Consider the following 18,659-nt stretch of genomic DNA (forward strand, 5'->3'; position numbering starts at 1 on the left):
TTCGCGTACGGTTGACGGCTGCCCGACGCACGTCATGAAGGGGGCCCCGGTGGCCGCGCAGGATGCCGCTGTTCAATCCGCTGGACCGGCCGTCGATCCCGTACGCGACACGGGGCAGGACTCCGTACGCGCGCGCGAGATCGACGGTGAGCAGCGCCATCTCGACCAGGTGTACCGCCGCCTGGAGGAGAAGATCCACGAGGCGGAGTTCCTGATGGACGACGCCGCCAAACGGGGACAGGTCGGTACGCCGGGGGCGCTCGCCGAGCGGGACGCCCAGGTCTTCCGGGCCGGGATCCACCTCAACCGGCTCAACAACGAGTTCGAGGACTTCCTCTTCGGGCGGATCGACCTGCTGCCCGGCAAGGACGGGCAGAAGGGTCCTGACGGCGCGTACACCTCGGTCGAGCCCGCCGACGACGCCATCAGGTCGGACCGTACGGCCGATATCGCCGAGACCCTGCACATCGGCCGGATCGGGGTCCTGGACTCCGACTACGCGCCGCTGGTGATCGACTGGCGCGCACCGGCCGCCGCTCCCTTCTACCGCTCGACCCCGGTCGATCCGGGCCGGGTGGTACGGCGCCGGGTCATCCGCTCCAAGGGCCGCAGGGTCCTCGGGGTCGAGGACGATCTGATGCGCCCGGAGCTGACCGCGTCGCTGGACGGCGCGGCGCTGCCGGTGATCGGGGACGGTGCGCTGATGGCCGCGCTCGGGCAGGCGCGCAGCCACACCATGCGCGACATCGTGTCGTCGATCCAGGCGGAGCAGGACCTTGTGATCCGGGCCCCGGCCGCCTCGGTGACCGAGGTGTCGGGCGGGCCGGGGACCGGCAAGACCGCGGTGGCGCTGCACCGGGCCGCGTATCTGCTGTACCAGGACCGGCGGCGGTACGCGGGCGGCATCCTGGTCGTCTCGCCGACGCCACTGCTCGTCGCGTACACGGAGGGCGTGCTGCCCTCGCTGGGCGAGGAGGGGCAGGTGGCGATCCGCGCCGTCGGGTCGCTGGTGGACGGCGCGGAGGCCACGGCGTACGACGAACCGGCCGTGGCCCGGGTCAAGGGCTCGGCGCGGATGCTGAAGGTGCTGCGCAAGGCGGCCAGGGGAGCGCTGGAGGGTGCCACGGCGGCTCCGGCGGTGCCTTCGGCCGCGACCCGGGCCGGGCAGCCCGCCTTCGGTGAAGCAGGTGAAGCAAGCGAGGCAGGTGAGGTGGGCGAGGCAGGTCAGGCCGGTGGCGCCGGCGGATACGGCGAGTCCGGTGACGACGTCCGTGCCGCTGCCCCGGCCCCCGCGCCCACCCGGCTGCGCGTCGTCGCCTTCGGGCGGCGGCTGGAGCTCGAAGCCGACGAGCTGCGCCGTATCCGCGAGTCCGTGCTCGGCGGGACCGCCCCGGTCAATCTGCTGCGCCCGCGCGCCCGCAGGCTGCTGCTCGACGCCCTCTGGACGAAGTCCGGCTCCGCGGGCCGCCACACCGACCCCGAGCTCGCCGCCGAACTGCGCGGATCCTTCGACGAGGACGTCACCTCGGAGGACAGTTTCATCGAGTTCCTGAACGGCTGGTGGCCCGAGCTGACCCCGCGCGCGGTGCTCACCGCGATGGCCGACGAGCGCCGGCTCGGCCGCTGGGCCCGCCGGATCCTCAACCCGGGCGAGGTCCGCCGGCTGGCGCGCTCGCTGAAGCGGCTGGGCGAGGACGGCAGGGGGCCGCTGTCGGTGCACGACGTGGCGCTGCTGGACGAGCTGGAGACGCTGCTCGGCTCGCCGCCGCGCCCCAGGAAGCGCCGCGAACTCGACCCGCTGGACCAGCTCACCGGTCTGGAGGAGCTGATGCCGCAGCGCGAGGAGTCGCAGCGGGAGCGGGCCGAGCGGCTGGCGGCGGAACGTACCGAGTACGCGCATGTCATCGTCGACGAGGCGCAGGACCTGACCCCCATGCAGTGGCGGATGGTCGGCCGCCGCGGCCGGCACGCCACCTGGACGGTCGTCGGCGACCCGGCCCAGTCGTCCTGGCCGGACGCGGACGAGGCGGCCGAGGCCCGTGACGAGGCGCTCGGCACCCGTCCGCGCCGCCGCTTCACCCTGACCGTGAACTACCGCAACCCGGCCGAGATCGCGGCGCTCGCGGCCAAGGTCCTGGCCCTGGCCATGCCCGGCATGCGCTCCCCGAGGGCGGTGCGCTCCACCGGCGTACGCCCCTGCTTCACGGTCGTACGCGACGGCGACCTCGCGGCCGCCGTACGGGCGGAGGCACGGCGGCTGCTGGACACCGTCGACGGCACGGTCGGCGTGGTCGTCGCCATGAACCGGCGCGAGCAGGCGGCCCGCTGGCTGGCCGGGCTCGGCGGGCGGGCGGTGGCGCTGGGCAGCCTGGAGGCCAAGGGCCTGGAGTACGACGCGACGGTCGTGGTCTCGCCCGCCGAGATCGCGGACGAGTCGCCCGCCGGACTGCGGGTGCTGTACGTGGCACTCACCCGGGCGACGCAGCGGCTCACGGTGGTCTCGATGTCCCGCGACGAGCCGGACGCGGCGGGAGTGCCTGACCTGCTGCGGGACTGACGCGCGTCGGGCCCCGGCCGGCTCCGGTACTGATTCACAGTCAACTCGCGATGAGGGAATCACTTACCGGGGTGGTTTGTTAGCCTGGGTACGGCACCGGTTCGATCCAAGCCCCCGGGCCCAACCTTCGTCGCTTCGAGCGACCACTTGCCGCGAGGCGAGCATGGCGGGCCGGTGCCACCTTTCTGTCAGCGGGCCTTCACCAGCCATTGGTGGGGGCCTGCTTTCCTTGGACAGGCCGCTGTTAGGGTCTCCCGCATCCCGGAAAACACATTCCGGAGGTGTCGGTCTTTACCTGCTACCCACTGGTAGGTGCGACCATCGGTAGGCGCCGCCGGGACATGGGTCGGGCGGGGTGGCACAGCGGCTAGGGAAAGCAGAGGAACTCGGTCATGGCAACGGCGCCCAGCGTCTCGTACTCGATGACGGTCAGGCTGGAGGTGCCCGCGAGCGGTACCGCGGTCTCCCAGCTCACCACAGCCGTGGAGTCCTCCGGTGGCTCCGTGACCGGCCTCGACGTGACCGCCTCGGGCCATGAGAAGCTGCGGATCGACGTCACGATCGCCGCCACCTCCACGGCGCACGCGGACCAGATCGTCGGACAGCTCCGCGGGATCGAGGGCGTCGTCCTCGGCAAGGTCTCCGACCGTACGTTCCTGATGCACCTCGGCGGCAAGATCGAGATGCAGTCGAAGCACCCCATCCGCAACCGAGATGATCTCTCGATGGTCTACACCCCGGGTGTGGCGAGGGTCTGCATGGCGATCGCGGAGAACCCCGAGGACGCCCGCAGGCTGACCATCAAGCGCAACTCGGTGGCCGTCGTGACCGACGGCTCGGCCGTGCTCGGCCTCGGCAACATCGGCCCCAAGGCCGCGCTGCCGGTCATGGAGGGCAAGGCGGCCCTCTTCAAACGCTTCGCGGGCATCGACGCCTGGCCCCTCTGCCTGGACACCCAGGACACGGACGCGATCGTCGAGATCGTCAAGGCGATCGCCCCCGGCTTCGCGGGCATCAATCTGGAGGACATCTCCGCGCCCCGCTGCTTCGAGATCGAGGCACGGCTGCGCGAGGCCCTGGACATCCCGGTCTTCCACGACGACCAGCACGGCACCGCGATCGTGGTGCTCGCGGCCCTCACCAACGCGCTGCGGGTGGTGGGCAAGTCCATCGAGGACGTACGGGTGGTGATGTCCGGCGCGGGCGCCGCCGGTACGGCCATCCTCAAGCTGCTGATCGCGGCGGGCGTCAAGCACGCGGTGGTCGCGGACATCCACGGGGTGGTGCACGCGGGCCGCGAGGACCTCGTCGGCACGGGCGCCGGCCAGTCCGGCGGCACCGCGCTGCGCTGGATCGCCGACAACACCAACCCCGAGGGCGTCACCGGCACCCTCAAGGAGGCCGTGGCCGGCGCGGACGTCTTCATCGGGGTCTCGGCCCCGAACGTGCTGGACGGCGACGATGTCGCGGCCATGGCCGACGGCGCGATCGTCTTCGCGCTGGCCAACCCGGACCCCGAGGTCGACCCGGCGATCGCGCGCGAGACGGCGGCCGTGGTGGCCACCGGCCGCTCGGACTTCCCCAACCAGATCAACAACGTGCTGGTCTTCCCCGGTGTCTTCCGCGGCCTGCTGGACGCCCAGTCGCGCACGGTCAACACGGAGATGATGCTGGCCGCGGCGACCGCGCTGGCCGATGTGGTGACCGAGGACGAGCTGAACCCCAACTACATCGTGCCGTCGGTCTTCAACGACAAGGTCGCCGGAGCGGTCGCGGGAGCGGTGCGCGACGCGGCCAGGGCCGCCGCGGGCGCGGTGCCGGCCCCCACGGCTGTCTGACCCGACAACCGCCCGGCAAGCCTCTGCGAAGCCTCCTCCAGTCCGGCAAGCCTCCGACAACCCTCCGGTCGCACCTTCGACGGGTCTCGGGGACACCCGGTCGTCACCCGGCGACACCCTGCCGACCTGCGGTCCTGCCCCAGGTGCCGCACGCTTGTGGCACGCCCCACGTCTGTCCCGTGCCCGGCGCGTCGCGATTCGCCGGGCCCTCGGGGCCCCTCTAGGGTGGCGGACCATGAGCCCCGCCGCTCCAGGGAGGTTTCAGGGCCTTCGGGGGGTTCAGGGCTCCAGGCTCCAAGGAGTCTCCACAGGGTCCACGGAACGTCACGACGACGAGGCAGTGGCGCTTTTCGTGTGACTCCGGAGGGTGCCGGATTGGCTTTCCCGCCGCTGGTGGGGGCAGGATGCGTATTCGGGCGCGAGGGTCTGTCAGCAGACCCGGGTCCGGGGACTGTCCGAGGGCCCTGGCAGCATCGGCTTCGATCTCACGCCTCACAGGCAAGAAGAACACGGGAGTAACAACATGAACCGCAGTGAGCTGGTGGCCGCCCTGGCCGACCGCGCCGAGGTGACCCGCAAGGACGCCGACGCTGTGCTGGCCGCTCTCGCCGAGACCATCGGTGAAGTCGTCGCCAAGGGCGACGAGAAGGTCACCATCCCCGGCTTTCTGACCTTCGAGCGCACCCACCGTGCCGCTCGGACCGCTCGTAACCCGCAGACCGGCGACCCGATCCAGATCCCGGCCGGCTACAGCGTGAAGGTCTCCGCGGGCTCCAAGCTCAAGGAAGCCGCCAAGGGCAAGTAGGACGCCAAGGGCGAGCAGTACGCCCTGGACATCGGCAGACAACGCGCAGGGGCGGCCACCCGGACCGGGTGGCCGCCCCTGTGTGTACGGGGCAGTGAAGGGCCCTCTGGGTACGCTGAGCGGGCCCCTGGGGGTAACGGAGCAGGTCAGACGAGCGCGCCGCCCGGCAGCTCGACCTTCGCGCCCAGCTCGACGAGCTTCTCCATGAAGTTCTCGTAGCCGCGGTTGATCAGGTCGATGCCGTGCACCTTGGAGGTGCCCTGGGCCGCCAGCGCCGCGATCAGATACGAGAAGCCGCCGCGCAGGTCGGGAATGACCAGGTCGGCGCCCTGGAGCCGGGTGGGGCCCGAGACGACCGCCGAGTGCAGGAAGTTGCGCTGGCCGAAGCGGCAGTCCGAGCCGCCCAGGCACTCCCGGTAGAGCTGGATGTGCGCGCCCATCTGGTTGAGCGCGGAGGTGAAGCCGAGCCTCGACTCGTACACCGTCTCGTGCACGATGGAGAGGCCGGACGCCTGCGTCAGGGCCACCACCAGCGGCTGCTGCCAGTCGGTCTGGAAGCCGGGATGCACATCCGTCTCCAGCGCGATCGCGTTGAGCGAGCCGCCCGGGTGCCAGAAGCGGATGCCCTCGTCGTCGATCTCGAAAGCGCCGCCGACCTTGCGATAGGTGTTGAGGAAGGTCATCATCGACCGCTGCTGGGCGCCGCGTACGAAGATGTTGCCCTCGGTGGCCAGCGCGGCGGACGCCCAGGAGGCGGCTTCGAGACGGTCCGGGATCGCCCGGTGCGTATAGCCGTCGAGCCGGTCGACACCGGTGATCCGGATCGTTCGGTCGGTGTCCATCGAGATGATCGCGCCCATCTTCTGGAGCACGCAGATCAGGTCCTCGATCTCCGGTTCCACCGCGGCGTTCGACAGCTCGGTGACACCCTCGGCGAGCACGGCCGTCAGCAGCACCTGCTCGGTCGAGCCGACCGACGGGTACGGCAGCCGGATCTTGGTGCCGCGCAGCCGCTGCGGGGCCTCCAGATACTGCCCGTCCGCGCGTTTCTCGATCGTCGCGCCGAACCGGCGCAGCACGTCGAAGTGGAAGTCGATCGGCCGGCCGCCGATGTCACAGCCGCCGAGACCCGGGATGAAGGCGTGGCCGAGCCGGTGCAGCAGCGGGCCGCAGAAGAGGATCGGAATGCGCGAGGAGCCCGCGTGGGCATCGATGTCGGCGACATTGGCGCTCTCGACATGCGTCGGGTCGAGGACCAGCTCGCCCGGCTCGTCACCGGGGCGCACGGTCACTCCATGGAGCTGGAGCAGCCCCCGTACGACCCGTACGTCACGGATGTCCGGCACATTGCGCAACCGGCTCGGGCCACTGCCGAGGAGCGCGGCCACCATGGCCTTCGGCACCAGGTTCTTCGCGCCTCTGACGCGGATCTCGCCCTCCAGCGGGGTTCCACCGTGGACAAGCATTACATCGTCTGTGCCGGTCATGAATCTCGCGTTCCGGAGTGGGCGGGCAGGTGGCCAAGGAAAAGGGTAAGGGGCCGGGACCCCTGTGCCGTAAGGCCCGGGAAGGCCATGGACCGTAAAAGAACACGGCAGGTCACAGGCTGTTTTCGGGTCGTCGCGGAGGGTTACGTGACATGGTTTTCGGGGGTGTGCGCTCCCCCTGCCGCGGTGCGCCCTGAGCTGCGCGCACGCGCACTGCGCAGCGCACGCCCCGCGGAACGCGAAGATGCGGGATCATGTTGCGCATGACCGAGGTGTCCTCGCTCACAGGGCGGCTGCTCGTCGCGACACCCGCCCTCGCCGACCCGAATTTCGACCGCGCGGTGGTCCTGCTGCTCGATCACGACGACGAGGGCTCCCTCGGCGTGGTCCTCAACAGACCGACGCCGGTGGATGTCGGGGACATCCTGGAGTCCTGGGGGGATCTGGCGGGGGAGCCCGGGGTGGTATTCCAGGGCGGCCCCGTCTCGCTCGACTCGGCGCTCGGACTCGCCGTGATACCGGGCGACGAGGGGCCGCTGGGCTGGCGCAGGGTGTACGGGGCGATCGGCCTGGTCGATCTGGAGACGCCGCCCGAACTGCTGGCGCGGGCGCTCGGCTCGCTGCGGATCTTCGCCGGCTACGCGGGCTGGGGGCCGGGCCAGTTGGAGGCCGAACTGCGCGAAGGGGCCTGGTACGTCGTCGAGTCGGAGCCGGGCGATGTGTCGTCGCCGCGGCCCGAGCGGCTCTGGCGCGCGGTGCTGCGACGGCAGCGCAGCGAGCTGGCCATGGTCGCGACATACCCGGACGATCCCTCGCTCAACTGACCTTCCGGCTCGCGACGCAGGGCTTCCGCGGTCCGTTTCGCGAGGTGTGTCCGGCGTGTCGGCGCGATGTGTGAGCGACCGGATGCGGAGTGCACGGACCCGGAGCCTCCGGAAGGGGCCCGGCGTGGGTACCCTTGGCTCCCATGAGCACTCTTGAGCCCGAGCGCGGGGCAGGTACGGGCACCCTCGTGGAGCCGACACCACAGGTGTCGCACGGCGACGGCGACCACGAGCGCTTCGCCCACTACGTCCAGAAGGACAAGATCATGGCGAGTGCCCTCGACGGCACTCCCGTGGTGGCACTGTGCGGAAAGGTCTGGGTACCGGGGCGCGACCCCAAGAAGTACCCGGTCTGTCCGATGTGCAAGGAGATCTACGAGTCCATGGGCCCCGGCGGGGACAAGGACAAGGGCAAGGGCGGTAAGGACAAGGGCAGCAGGAAGTAGCGGCTGGTCCTTCTCCGTCGGCACGGCCCCCGGGACGCACGCATGTGCGTCCCGGGGGCCGTGCGCGTTTCGGGCGGCCGCCGCCCTGTTTCGCTGTCGTGTCCGCTGCAACGAAATGGTTGAGACCACTTGTCGGCGTGTTCCAGCGGTGTTTAGTCTCCTGCGAGTTGTGCAGCACGAAACGTACGTTGCGGATGCTGCAACGCCGACCCGTAGGGATGCCGGATGAAGCTTTCTGCCCGTATAGCCGCCCGTACCGTGGCCCCGATCGCGGCACTCGCGCTCGTCGGCCTCACCGCCACCGCCTGCGCCCCGGGAACGTCCGGCACCGGCGCGACGAAGGACGAGAAGAGCGGCACCCTGCGCGTCTGGCTCTTCCAGGAGGTCAGCAACAAGCCCAAGGAGCAGGTGGTCGACGCGGCCGTCGCCGCCTTCACCAAGGAGCACAAGGACGCCAAGGTCGAGATCGAGTACATCCCGGTCGAGACCCGTGCCCAGCGCGTCAAGGCCGCCTTCAACGACCCGAAGAGCGCCCCGGATCTGATCGAGTACGGCAACACCGACACGGCCGGCTATGTGAAGGACGGCGGACTGGCCGACATCACCACGGAGTTCAACGCCTGGGACGAGGCCAAGGACACCGACCCGACGGCCCGGCAGTCCGTCACCGTGGACGGCAAGGTCTATGGCGCGCCGCTGTTCGTGGGCGTGCGCGCGCTGTACTACCGCACCGATGTGTTCAAGGAGTTGGGGATCGCGGTTCCCAAGTCCCAGGCGGAACTGATCTCCACGGCCAAGAAGATCCACAAGGCCAAGCCGGAGCTGTACGGGCTCGCGGTCGGCGGCGCGTACACCTATGGCGCGATGCCGTTCCTCTGGGCGAACGGCGGCGAACTCGCCGAGCAGAGCGGCGGTACGTACAAGGCCGCCGTCAACAGCCCGGCCGCCCGCAAGGGCATCGAGGCGTACACCTCCCTGTTCGGCGACGACAACTGTCCGGCGGCCAAGTGCGCCTCGATGGGCGGCAACGCGACGGTGACCGCCTTCGCCTCGGGCAAGGCAGCGATGGCGATCGGAGGTGACTTCAGTCACTCCGCCGTCGAGGAGGGCTCGGTGAAGGGCACGTACGCGGTCGTACCGCTGCCCGGTGTCACGGCGGGCTCGATCGCTCCGGCGTTCGCGGGCGGCAACAACATCGGGGTCCTCAAGAGCACCGCGCACCGCACGCTCGCGGTGGACCTGATGAAGTCGTTCACGGGCAAGGAGACCCAGGCGAAGCTGTTCGACGCGATGGGGTTCCTGCCGACGTACAAGGACGTGCTGGCGGACGCGGCGAAGAAGGAGCCGTTCGTCGAGCCGTTCGTGGAGACCCTGGCCGCGGGCGCCAAGTTCGTTCCCGCGTCGCCGGGCTGGGCGCAGATCGACGCCTCGCTCGTCCTGCCGACGATGTTCCAGGAGATCGTCAGCGGCCGTAAGGACGTCGCCACGGCGTCGGACGAGGCGGCGCGGAAGATGGACGCGGCGTTCACGGCCGCGGGCTGAGCGCGATGACGAACCGTACGCAGGGCCTCGCCGCGGACACGGCCGGGGCCGGCGGCGGGGCCGGGTCCGGGGGCGGCGGCAGGGGCGAGAACACGCCACTTCCCGCCGCCGGTTCCGCCCCCGCGGGCGCCCGCCGGCGGGGGCCCCGGCGGGCCGGGGAGGGCGGCTGGACGCCCTGGCTGTATCTCGCGCCCGCGCTTGCCGTCCTCGGCGGGCTGCTCGTCTACCCGATCTACCAGCTCGGTCTGATCTCCTTTCTGGAGTACACCCAGGCGCAGGTCAGCGGGGGTGAGCCCACCACCTTCCAGGGCTTCGGCAACTACACCGCGCTCTTCGGCGACCCCCAGTTCTGGCAGGTGCTGCTCGCGACGGTGGTGTTCGCCGCCGCGTGCGTCGTCACCACCCTCGCGGTCGGCTGCGCGCTGGCCGTCCTGCTGACGCGTGTCCGGGCCGTGCCCCGGCTCGCGCTGATGCTGGCCGCCCTCGGCGCCTGGGCCACCCCGGCGATCACCGGATCCACGGTCTGGGTGTTCCTCTTCGACCCCGACTACGGTCCGGTCAACCGGCTGCTGGGGCTCGGTGACTTCTCCTGGACGTACGGGCGTTACAGCGCCTTCACCCTGGTGCTGCTCGAAGTGGTGTGGTGCTCCTTCCCGTTCGTGATGGTGACGGTGTACGCGGGCATCAGGGCGGTGCCCGGCGAGGTACTGGAGGCGGCCGCCCTGGACGGCGCGTCGCAGTGGCGGATCTGGCGGTCCGTCACCGCGCCGATACTGCGGCCGATCCTGGTGGTCGTCACCATTCAGTCGATCATCTGGGACTTCAAGGTCTTCACCCAGATCTATGTGATGACCAACGGCGGCGGAATCGCCGGCCAGAATCTCGTGCTCAATGTGTACGCCTATCAGAAGGCCTTCGCCTCCTCGCAGTACAGCCTCGGCTCGGCGATCGGCGTGGTCATGCTGGTGATTCTGCTGGCGGTCACTCTCGTCTATCTGCGACTGGTCCGACGCCGGGGAGAAGACCTGTGAACCTGCTCGGTATACGCCGTCCCTGGCGGCTGGTGGCCGAGGCATCCGCCCTCGTCATCGCGGTGATCGTGGCCTTTCCGCTGTACTGGATGGTCCTCTCCGCGCTCAAACCCGCGGGCGAGATCCAGTCCACCGAGGCCCGTCCCTGGACCCTCTCCCCCTCCCTCGACTCCTTCCGCCGGGTCTTCGAACAGCAGGAATTCGGGCGGTACTTCCTCAACAGCCTGATGGTCGCGGGCACGGTCGTGATCGCCTCCGCGCTGATCGCGTTTCTGGCGGCCACGGCGGTCACCCGCTTCCGGTTCCGATTCCGTACGACCCTGCTGATCATGTTCCTGATCGCGCAGATGGTGCCGGTGGAGGCGCTGACCATCCCGCTGTTCTTCCTGATGAGGGATGCCGGGCTGCTCAATACGCTCGGCTCGCTCGTGCTTCCGCATCTCGCCTTCTCGCTGCCGTTCGCGGTCTGGATGCTGCGGGGATTCGTACGGGCGGTCCCCGAGGCGCTGGAGGAGGCCGCGTACATCGACGGCGCGAGCCGCACCCGGTTCCTGTGGCAGATCCTTTTCCCGCTGGTCCTGCCCGGGCTTGTCGCGACGAGTGTTTTTTCCTTCATCTCGACCTGGAACGACTTCCTTTTCGCCAAGTCCTTCATCATCAGCGACACCTCCCAGTCGACGCTTCCCATGGCCCTGCTGGTCTTCTTCAAACCGGACGAGAACGACTGGGGCGGCATCATGGCCGCGTCCACCGTCATGACCATTCCGGTGCTGGTTTTCTTCGTACTCGTACAGCGGCGCCTGGTCTCCGGACTCGGCGGCGCGGTCAAGGACTGAGGAATGAGGACATACGAGATGAGGGCGCACGAGATGGATCCGACCCCGCACCTGATCCCACGCCCCGTACGCACCGGTCCCGTACCGTCAGGAGCCGGGTCCTGCCGGCTCGACGGCGAAACGGTCGTCGAGGCGGGCCCCGGCACGGAGGGCGTGGCCCGCTGGCTCCGTACGGCCGTCGGCGCCGCCACCGGACTGCCGCTCGCCGACAGCGCGTCCGGCACCTCCGGCTCCGGCAGCCGGATCGTCCTCGCCATCGACCCCGGTACCGTCCCGGAGGCGGGCCCCGAGGCCTACCGGATCGCCGTCGACGCGCGGACCGTCCGTATCGACGGCGGCGGCCCGGCCGGGGTCTTCTGGGGCGCGCAGACGCTCCGTCAGCTCCTCGGCCCCGACGCGTACCGCGCCGCGCCCGTCGCCCCCGGGCGCGAGTGGACCGTGCCCCTCGGCGTCATCGAGGACGCGCCGCGCTTCACCTGGCGGGGCCTGATGCTCGACGTGTCACGGCACTTCATGCCCAAGGACGGCGTCCTGCGCTATCTCGATCTGCTCGCCGCCCACAAGCTGAATGTCTTCCACTTCCATCTCACCGACGACCAGGGCTGGCGCGTCGAGATCAAGCGCCATCCCCGGCTCACCGAGGCCGGCGCCTGGCGCTCACGCACCAAATGGGGGCACCGCGCCTCGGAGTTGTGGGACGAGAAGCCGCACGGCGGCTACTACACCCAGGACGACATCCGCGAGATCGTCGCCTACGCCGCCGAGCGGCATATCGGCGTGGTGCCCGAGATCGATATCCCGGGCCATTCGCAGGCGGCCATCGCCGCGTATCCGGAACTCGGCAACACCGACGTCATCGACACGACCTCCCTCTCCGTCTGGGACACCTGGGGCATTACCGCAAACGTACTCGCCCCCACTGACAACACCCTCCGCTTCTACGAGGGGGTCTTCGAGGAACTCCTCGGCCTCTTCCCCGCGGCCACCTCGCCGTTCATCCATATCGGCGGCGACGAGTGCCTCAAGGACCAGTGGAGGCAGTCGCCGGCCGCGCAGGCCCGGATGCGGGATCTGGGCCTGACGGACGAGGACCAGCTCCAGTCCTGGTTCATCCGCCACTTCGACCGCTGGCTCACCGCCCGGGGCCGCCGTCTGATCGGCTGGGACGAGATCCTCGAAGGCGGGACGATGGAATCGGGCCTGACGGCCGGGGCCGCGGTGTCGTCGTGGCGGGGGTACGCGGGCGGGATCGCCGCCGCTCGGGCCGGTCACGACGTCGTCATGTGTCCTGAACAGCATGTGTATCTGGACCACCGTCAGGCGGCGGGCGAGGACGAGCCGATGCCCATCGGCTATGTCCGCACCCTGGAGGACGTCTACCGGTTCGAGCCCGTACCGGCCCAGCTCACCGAGGAGGAGGCCGCCCATGTCCTCGGCACCCAGGCCAATGTCTGGACCGAGGTGATGCAGGACGCCGCCCGCGTCGACTACCAGGTCTTCCCCCGGCTCGCCGCCTTCGCCGAGGTCGCCTGGTCGTCCCTGCCCGCCCCCGCCGAGCGGGATTTCGCCGATTTCGAACGGCGGATGGCCGAGCACTACCTGCGCCTCGACGCACTCGGTGTCGCCTACCGCCCGCCCGGCGGCCCCCTTCCGTGGCAGCGCCGCCCGGGCGTGCCCGGACGCCCGATCGAGGGGTCGCCGCCAAACGTGTGAGCGTACGCGCGGGTCCACGGGGGCCCGGTGCCCCGGAACCGCGCCCCCGGCCCCGTCCCCGGCAACGGTGTCATCCGTGGGGATAAGTCGTACAAGGAACGCCGAAGAGTGGCATTCCGTATGTGCTGGCGAAGAGGTGTGAAACGGGACCTTCCCCCTGGTGGGGGACGGATCCGCCCTTCGTGGACCCTCGCGTCGGCGGGCCCGGAAGATGTGCCAGAGTTGCCACGTCCGGCCTGTGAGCACGTACGGTACGGCAACACAGGCGGGACACCGGGACACCGGAAAGGGGCAGCCGGGTTGACCACGCACGCACCGCAGACCGCGCAGTCCGTGACGCTGCCGGCCACGCTCGACGAGGCCGTGGCGGCGCTCACGGAGATGCCCGCCGCCGTGCCCGTCGCGGGCGGCACCGATCTGATGGCGGCCGTCAACAAGGGCCAGCTCCGGCCCGCGGGACTCGTCGGCCTGGGCCGGATCAGCGAGCTGCGCGGCTGGCACTACCAGGACGGGCACGCCCTGCTCGGCGCGGGTCTCACCCACGCGCGCATGGGCAGGCCCGACTTCGCGGCACTCATCCCCGCGCTCGCCGCGTCCGCGCGCGCGGCGGGACCGCCGCAGATCCGCAACGCGGGCACGCTCGGCGGCAACATCGCCACCGCGGCCCCGACCGGGGACTCGCTGCCGGTGCTGGCCGCCCTGGAGGCCGACCTCGTGGTCGCGGGCCCCGGCGGCGCGCGCCGTGAGATCCCCATCTCCCATCTGCTCGCGGGCCGGGAGATGCTGGAGCCCGCCGAGCTGATCGGTTTCGTACGGGTGCCCCTGCTGCACGCGCCCCAGGTCTTCCTCAAGGCGACCGGACGCACCGGCCCGGGCCGGGCCACCGCGTCCGTCACCGTCGTACTCGACCCGGCGCGGCGCGGCGTGCGCTGCGCGGTCGGCGCGATCGCGCCGATGCCGCTGCGGCCCCTGGAGGCCGAGCGCTGGATCGGCTCGCTGATCGACTGGGACGGCGCGCGGGGGCTCGCGCAGGAGGCGCTCGCCGCCTTCGGCGAGTACGTCGCCGCCGCGTGCATCCCGGACCCGGCGCCGCCGGCCGACGGGGGAGAGGCCCCGCCGGTGTCGCCCGCCGTACAGCATCTGCGGCGTACGGTCGCCGCGCTGGCCCGACGAGCACTGGGGAGGGCGCTGTCGTGACCACCAACGAGAACTCCGGGCACTCCGGTTCCGGTTCGGCTTCGGGCACCGGTACGGGGGTTCCGCGGGTGCAGGGCGGCTGGCAGCCGGTGCCGCAGGGGGGCGAGTACGACGGCGAGTCCACGGCGTTCGTGCAGCTTCCGCCCGAGGACGGGCAGGACGCGCCGCTGGCCGCGCCCGGGCACGGTTACGTACCGCCGCACATCGCGCCCCTGCCGCCCGTGGAGGGCGCGGAGGGCGCCATGCGGTGGCCGGACCCGGGGACGGACGGCTCGGGGCAGTACCCGGGCGCGTACGGCCAGGGAGGGTACGGCGAGGGATCGGCCGGATCGACCGGGCTGACCGGGCAGTGGAGCTTCGGCGAGAGCGGAGCCGGTGCCGGCGAGACCGGTGGCGGCGAGGCTCCCGGTCCCTCGGAGCTGACCGGGCAGTGGACGATTCCGGTCGCCAAGGGTGATCTAGCGGACGAATCGGGCGAGTTCAGTACATCGATGCTCGCCTCCCAGTGGGGTGGCGCCAGCCCTCCGGCGACCCTGCCGGGCGGCGCGGCGGCCCCCTGGGCCGAGCAGGCCGACGCCACTCGGAACGGCGGCCACGGACTCCACGACCCCGCCGACGCGCCCGGCGCGCCGCTCCCGGACACGGAGCCCGAGCCCGCCGCCGTACCCGAGCAGCCCGTACCGGAAGCCGCCGAGCCGCCCGTACACGACCACGGCACTCCCGTGCCCGGACCGGAGGCCGGGACCGCTCCGGAGCCCGAGCCGCTCACCAGCAGCAGCGACAGCGCCGAACACCCCTCCGGCGCCTATGTCCTGCGCGTCAACGGCGCCGACCGCCCCGTCACCGACGCCTGGATCGGCGAGTCGCTGCTGTACGTGCTGCGCGAGCGCCTCGGCCTCGCGGGCGCCAAGGACGGCTGCTCCCAGGGCGAGTGCGGCGCGTGCAACGTCCAGGTCGACGGACGGCTCGTCGCCTCCTGCCTCGTACCCGCCGCCACCGCGGCCGGTTCCGAGGTCCGAACGGTCGAGGGCCTCGCAGTCGACGGCGAACCCTCCGACGTCCAGCGGGCCCTGGCCAAGTGCGGCGCGGTGCAGTGCGGTTTCTGCATCCCCGGCATGGCCATGACCGTCCACGACCTCCTGGAGGGCAACCACGCCCCCAGCGAGCTGGAGACCCGTCAGGCGCTCTGCGGCAACCTCTGCCGCTGCTCCGGCTACCGCGGCGTGCTCGACGCGGTGAACGAAGTCGTCGCCGAACGTACCGCGAGCGCGGAGGCCGCCGCCGTGGCCTCCGAGGAAGCCCGCATCCCGCACCAGGCACCCCCAGGGGCCGGCAGCGCCCAGCCCCCGCACTCGCCCGACGGAGGCATGGCGTGAGCAACGACGCGGCCACCGGGACCCCGGCGCTCGACGCTCCTCAGCAGGAGCCCCCCGCGCACGGCCTCGGAGCATCCCTCGCCCCGGCCGACGCGCGCGCGAAGACCGAGGGCACCTTCCCGTACGCCGCCGACCTGTGGGCCGAGGGCCTGCTGTGGGCGGCGATCCTGCGCTCCCCGCACCCGCACGCGCGCATCGTCTCGGTCGACACCGCCGCCGCGGCCGAGATGCCGGGCGTACGGGCCGTCATCACGCACGAGGACGTCCCCGGCGACTCCGCGTACGGGCGCAGGGTCGTCGACCGGCCCGTGTTCGCCTCGGACGTCGTACGCCACCACGGCGAGGCGATCGCCGCGGTCGCCGCCGACCACCCCGACACGGCCCGGCTCGCCGCGGCCGCCATCGCCGTCGAGTACGAGGTGCTCGAACCGGTCACGGACCCCGAGAAGGCCTTCGCCGCCGAGCCGCTGCACCCCGACGGCAATCTGATCCGCCACATCCCGCTCAGCTACGGCGACCCGGAGATCACCGGCGAGGTGGTCGTCGAGGGGCTCTACCGCATCGGCCGCCAGGACCCGGCGCCCATCGGCGCCGAGGCGGGCCTCGCCGTACCGAGACCCGACGGCGGCGTCGAGATCTACACCGCCTCCACCGACCCGCACACCGACCGCGATCTGGCCGCCGCCTGCTTCGGCCTGGACCCGGAGCGCGTGAAGGTCGTCGTCACCGGAGTGCCCGGCGCCACCGGCGACCGCGAGGACCCCGGCTTCCAGATCCCGCTCGGCCTGCTCGCGCTGCGCACCGGCTGCCCGGTCAAACTGGCCGCGACCCGCGAGGAGTCCTTCCTCGGCCACGCCCACCGCCACCCCACTCTGCTGCGCTACCGCCACCACGCGGACACCGAGGGCCGGCTGGTCAAGGTCGAGGCGCAGATCCTGCTCGACGCGGGCGCGTACGCGGACGCCTCGTCCGAGTCCCTCGCGGCGGCCGTCGCCTTCGCGTGCGGCCCGTACGTCGTCCCGCACGCCTTCATCGAGGGCTGGGCCGTACGCACCAACAACCCGCCGTCCGGCCATGTCCGCGGCGAGGGCGCCATGCAGGTCTGCGCCGCGTACGAGGGCCAGATGGACAAGCTGGCCGCCAAACTCGGCCTGGAACCGGCCGAGGTGCGCGTCCGCAACATCCTCGCCACCGGCGACATCCTGCCCACCGGACAGACCGTGACCTGCCCGGCCCCGGTCGCCGAACTGCTCGGCGCCGTACGGGACTTCCCGCTGCCCGCGCTCCCCAAGGACACCCCGGAGGCGGCCTGGCTGCTGCCCGGAGGACCGGAGGGCGCGGGCGAACCGGGAGCGGTACGGCGCGGGGTGGGCTACGCCCTGGGCATGGTCCATATGCTCGGCGCCGAGGGAGCGGACGAGGTCTCCACGGCCACCGTCAAGGTCCAGGACGGTGTGGCCACGGTGATCTGCGCGGCCGTCGAGACCGGCCAGGGATTCACCACCCTGGCCCGCCAGATCGTGCAGGAGACGCTCGGTATCGAAGAGGTCCATGTCGCCTCGGTCGACACCGACCAGCCCCCGGCGGGCCCCGCCGCGCACGGCCGGCACACCTGGGTCTCGGGCGGCGCGGTCGAGCGGGCCGCGAAGATGGTCCGTACGCAGCTTCTCCAGCCGCTGGCCCACAAGTTCGGGATGTCCACCGAACTGCTCCAGATCACCGACGGCAAGATCACCTCGTACGACGGTGTGCTGTCCACCACCGTGACCGAGGCGATGGACGGCAAGGAGCTGTGGGCGACGGCGCAGTGCCGCCCCCACCCCACCGAGCCGCTGGACGCGTCGGGCCAGGGCGACGCCTTCGTGGGTCTCGCCTTCTGCGCGATCCGCGCGGTCGTGGACGTCGACATCGAGCTGGGCTCGATCCGGGTGGTCGAGATGGCGGTGGCGCAGGACGTCGGCCGGATCCTCAACCCGGCGCAGCTCGCGACCCGTATCGAGGCGGGCGTCACCCAGGGCATCGGCACGGCCCTGACCGAGAACCTCCGTACCAACAAGGGCCTGGTCCGCCGCCCCGACCTCACCGGCTACGCCCTTCCGACCTCCCTGGACGCACCGGACATTCGCATCGTGAAACTTGTGGAAGAACGCGATGTGGTCGCCCCCTTCGGCGCCAAGCCCGCCAGCGCCGCACCGGTCGTGACCTCCCCGGCGGCGGTCGCCTCGGCGGTGCGCGCGGCGACGGGCCGCCCCATCAGCCGCCTTCCGATCCGGCCGCAGGCGGCGGTGGCGGTCCCCAACGCGTAACGGCGGTCCTCAACTCGCGGTGAGGTAATACGCGTTGCACCTGCAAGCCCGGGATGCGTACTGTCGTGGGCTCTCGCTACAGTGATCTCCGTACCTGTGGTGAACGGGGTAACGGGTAGACGGATCAACGGGGGAGACGTCGATGGCGGAGGACGACGGGACGGGGCGGCCGGTGTATCAGGCGCTGCCCACGAACGGTCCGGCGAGCGGAGGCGGCGGCGGAGGCGGGTCCGCGGACCTGAACGTCGACGCCTCGGAGCTGATCAAGTTCAAGAACCGGGTGGACGGGCTGCTGACCAAGCTCGACGAGTCACGCGCGGCGCCGACGCAGATGGAGGGCGGCCAGGTCGCCCGGGGCGACCTCGGTACGGGATTCAGCGAGGCCGACGAACTGTACGTGGTGTACAGGAAGGTTCACACTGAACTCCAGAACCTGTCCCAGGGACTGGCGGGCCAGATCGAGGCCCTGGGCATCGCCGTCGACGGCTCCCGCAGGGGGTACGAGAACATCGACGACGACATCAGGCGGCGTATGCAGCGCATCAGCCAGAGCGCGCAGGAGGAGTACGACCGCCGCCAGGAGGAACGGCGCAGGGAGCAGGAGCGTGCGGCGGGCGGGGCGCCCGCCGAGGAGAGCGGTACGGACGCGGGCAGCGCATTCTGAGGCCGGCCGGGTCGGCACGGGGACTTGGGAAAACGGG

General features: G+C 71.2%; 14 protein-coding genes. 13 read left to right on the forward strand and 1 reads right to left on the reverse strand.

Going from position 1 to position 18,659, the window contains the following annotated elements; genetic code table 11:
• The first annotated feature begins 34 nt into the window (after positions 1-34).
• From KQY30_RS22735 to KQY30_RS22745, 3 genes are all read left to right on the forward strand, one after another.
• Positions 35-2,557, forward strand: a complete 2,523-nt coding sequence (locus KQY30_RS22735; protein ID WP_254407283.1) for a UvrD-helicase domain-containing protein — start codon at positions 35-37, stop codon at positions 2,555-2,557.
• A gap of 392 nt (positions 2,558-2,949) precedes the next feature.
• Positions 2,950-4,395 (forward strand): NAD-dependent malic enzyme, encoded by a 1,446-nt coding sequence (locus KQY30_RS22740; RefSeq protein WP_217308416.1) that lies wholly within the window; start codon positions 2,950-2,952, stop codon positions 4,393-4,395.
• 523 nt (positions 4,396-4,918) lie between these two features.
• Positions 4,919-5,200, forward strand: a complete 282-nt coding sequence (locus KQY30_RS22745) for an HU family DNA-binding protein (RefSeq protein WP_103834809.1) — start codon at positions 4,919-4,921, stop codon at positions 5,198-5,200.
• 146 nt (positions 5,201-5,346) lie between these two features.
• Here KQY30_RS22745 and murA read toward each other — a convergent pair whose 3' ends face one another.
• Positions 5,347-6,687 (reverse strand): UDP-N-acetylglucosamine 1-carboxyvinyltransferase, encoded by a 1,341-nt coding sequence (gene murA / locus KQY30_RS22750; RefSeq protein ID WP_217308417.1) that lies wholly within the window; start codon positions 6,685-6,687, stop codon positions 5,347-5,349.
• Between the two features lie 263 nt (positions 6,688-6,950).
• Between murA and KQY30_RS22755 the strand changes: the two genes are divergently transcribed.
• From KQY30_RS22755 to KQY30_RS22800, 10 genes are all read left to right on the forward strand, one after another.
• Positions 6,951-7,511, forward strand: coding sequence for a YqgE/AlgH family protein (locus tag KQY30_RS22755; protein ID WP_046504972.1), 561 nt, complete (start codon positions 6,951-6,953; stop codon positions 7,509-7,511).
• A gap of 143 nt (positions 7,512-7,654) precedes the next feature.
• Complete coding sequence (locus KQY30_RS22760; protein ID WP_217308418.1) at positions 7,655-7,957, forward strand: DUF3039 domain-containing protein; 303 nt, start codon at positions 7,655-7,657, stop codon at positions 7,955-7,957.
• 225 nt (positions 7,958-8,182) lie between these two features.
• Positions 8,183-9,499: an extracellular solute-binding protein gene (locus tag KQY30_RS22765; RefSeq protein ID WP_217308419.1), complete on the forward strand. Its 1,317-nt coding sequence runs from the start codon at positions 8,183-8,185 to the stop codon at positions 9,497-9,499.
• Positions 9,500-9,504: 5 nt separating this feature from the next.
• Positions 9,505-10,530: a carbohydrate ABC transporter permease gene (locus KQY30_RS22770; RefSeq protein WP_217308420.1), complete on the forward strand. Its 1,026-nt coding sequence runs from the start codon at positions 9,505-9,507 to the stop codon at positions 10,528-10,530.
• A 2-nt stretch (positions 10,531-10,532) separates the two neighbouring features.
• Positions 10,533-11,366, forward strand: a complete 834-nt coding sequence (locus KQY30_RS22775; protein WP_217311259.1) for a carbohydrate ABC transporter permease — start codon at positions 10,533-10,535, stop codon at positions 11,364-11,366.
• A 3-nt stretch (positions 11,367-11,369) separates the two neighbouring features.
• Positions 11,370-13,079, forward strand: coding sequence for a beta-N-acetylhexosaminidase (locus KQY30_RS22780; protein WP_254407284.1), 1,710 nt, complete (start codon positions 11,370-11,372; stop codon positions 13,077-13,079).
• A gap of 300 nt (positions 13,080-13,379) precedes the next feature.
• Positions 13,380-14,276, forward strand: coding sequence for a xanthine dehydrogenase family protein subunit M (locus KQY30_RS22785; RefSeq protein WP_046502952.1), 897 nt, complete (start codon positions 13,380-13,382; stop codon positions 14,274-14,276).
• A 68-nt stretch (positions 14,277-14,344) separates the two neighbouring features.
• Positions 14,345-15,652, forward strand: a complete 1,308-nt coding sequence (locus KQY30_RS22790) for a 2Fe-2S iron-sulfur cluster-binding protein (RefSeq protein WP_254407661.1) — start codon at positions 14,345-14,347, stop codon at positions 15,650-15,652.
• On the forward strand, positions 15,649-17,958 hold the full coding sequence (locus KQY30_RS22795; RefSeq protein ID WP_217308422.1) for a xanthine dehydrogenase family protein molybdopterin-binding subunit: 2,310 nt from the start codon (positions 15,649-15,651) through the stop codon (positions 17,956-17,958). Before KQY30_RS22790 ends, KQY30_RS22795 begins: the two co-directional genes overlap by 4 nt.
• 142 nt (positions 17,959-18,100) lie before the next feature.
• Positions 18,101-18,622: a hypothetical protein gene (locus KQY30_RS22800; RefSeq protein WP_217308423.1), complete on the forward strand. Its 522-nt coding sequence runs from the start codon at positions 18,101-18,103 to the stop codon at positions 18,620-18,622.
• The last annotated feature ends 37 nt before the right edge of the window (positions 18,623-18,659 follow it).

The organism is Streptomyces sp. GMY02 (assembly GCF_019056675.1).
In the GTDB taxonomy this organism is placed as follows: domain Bacteria; phylum Actinomycetota; class Actinomycetes; order Streptomycetales; family Streptomycetaceae; genus Streptomyces; species Streptomyces odonnellii.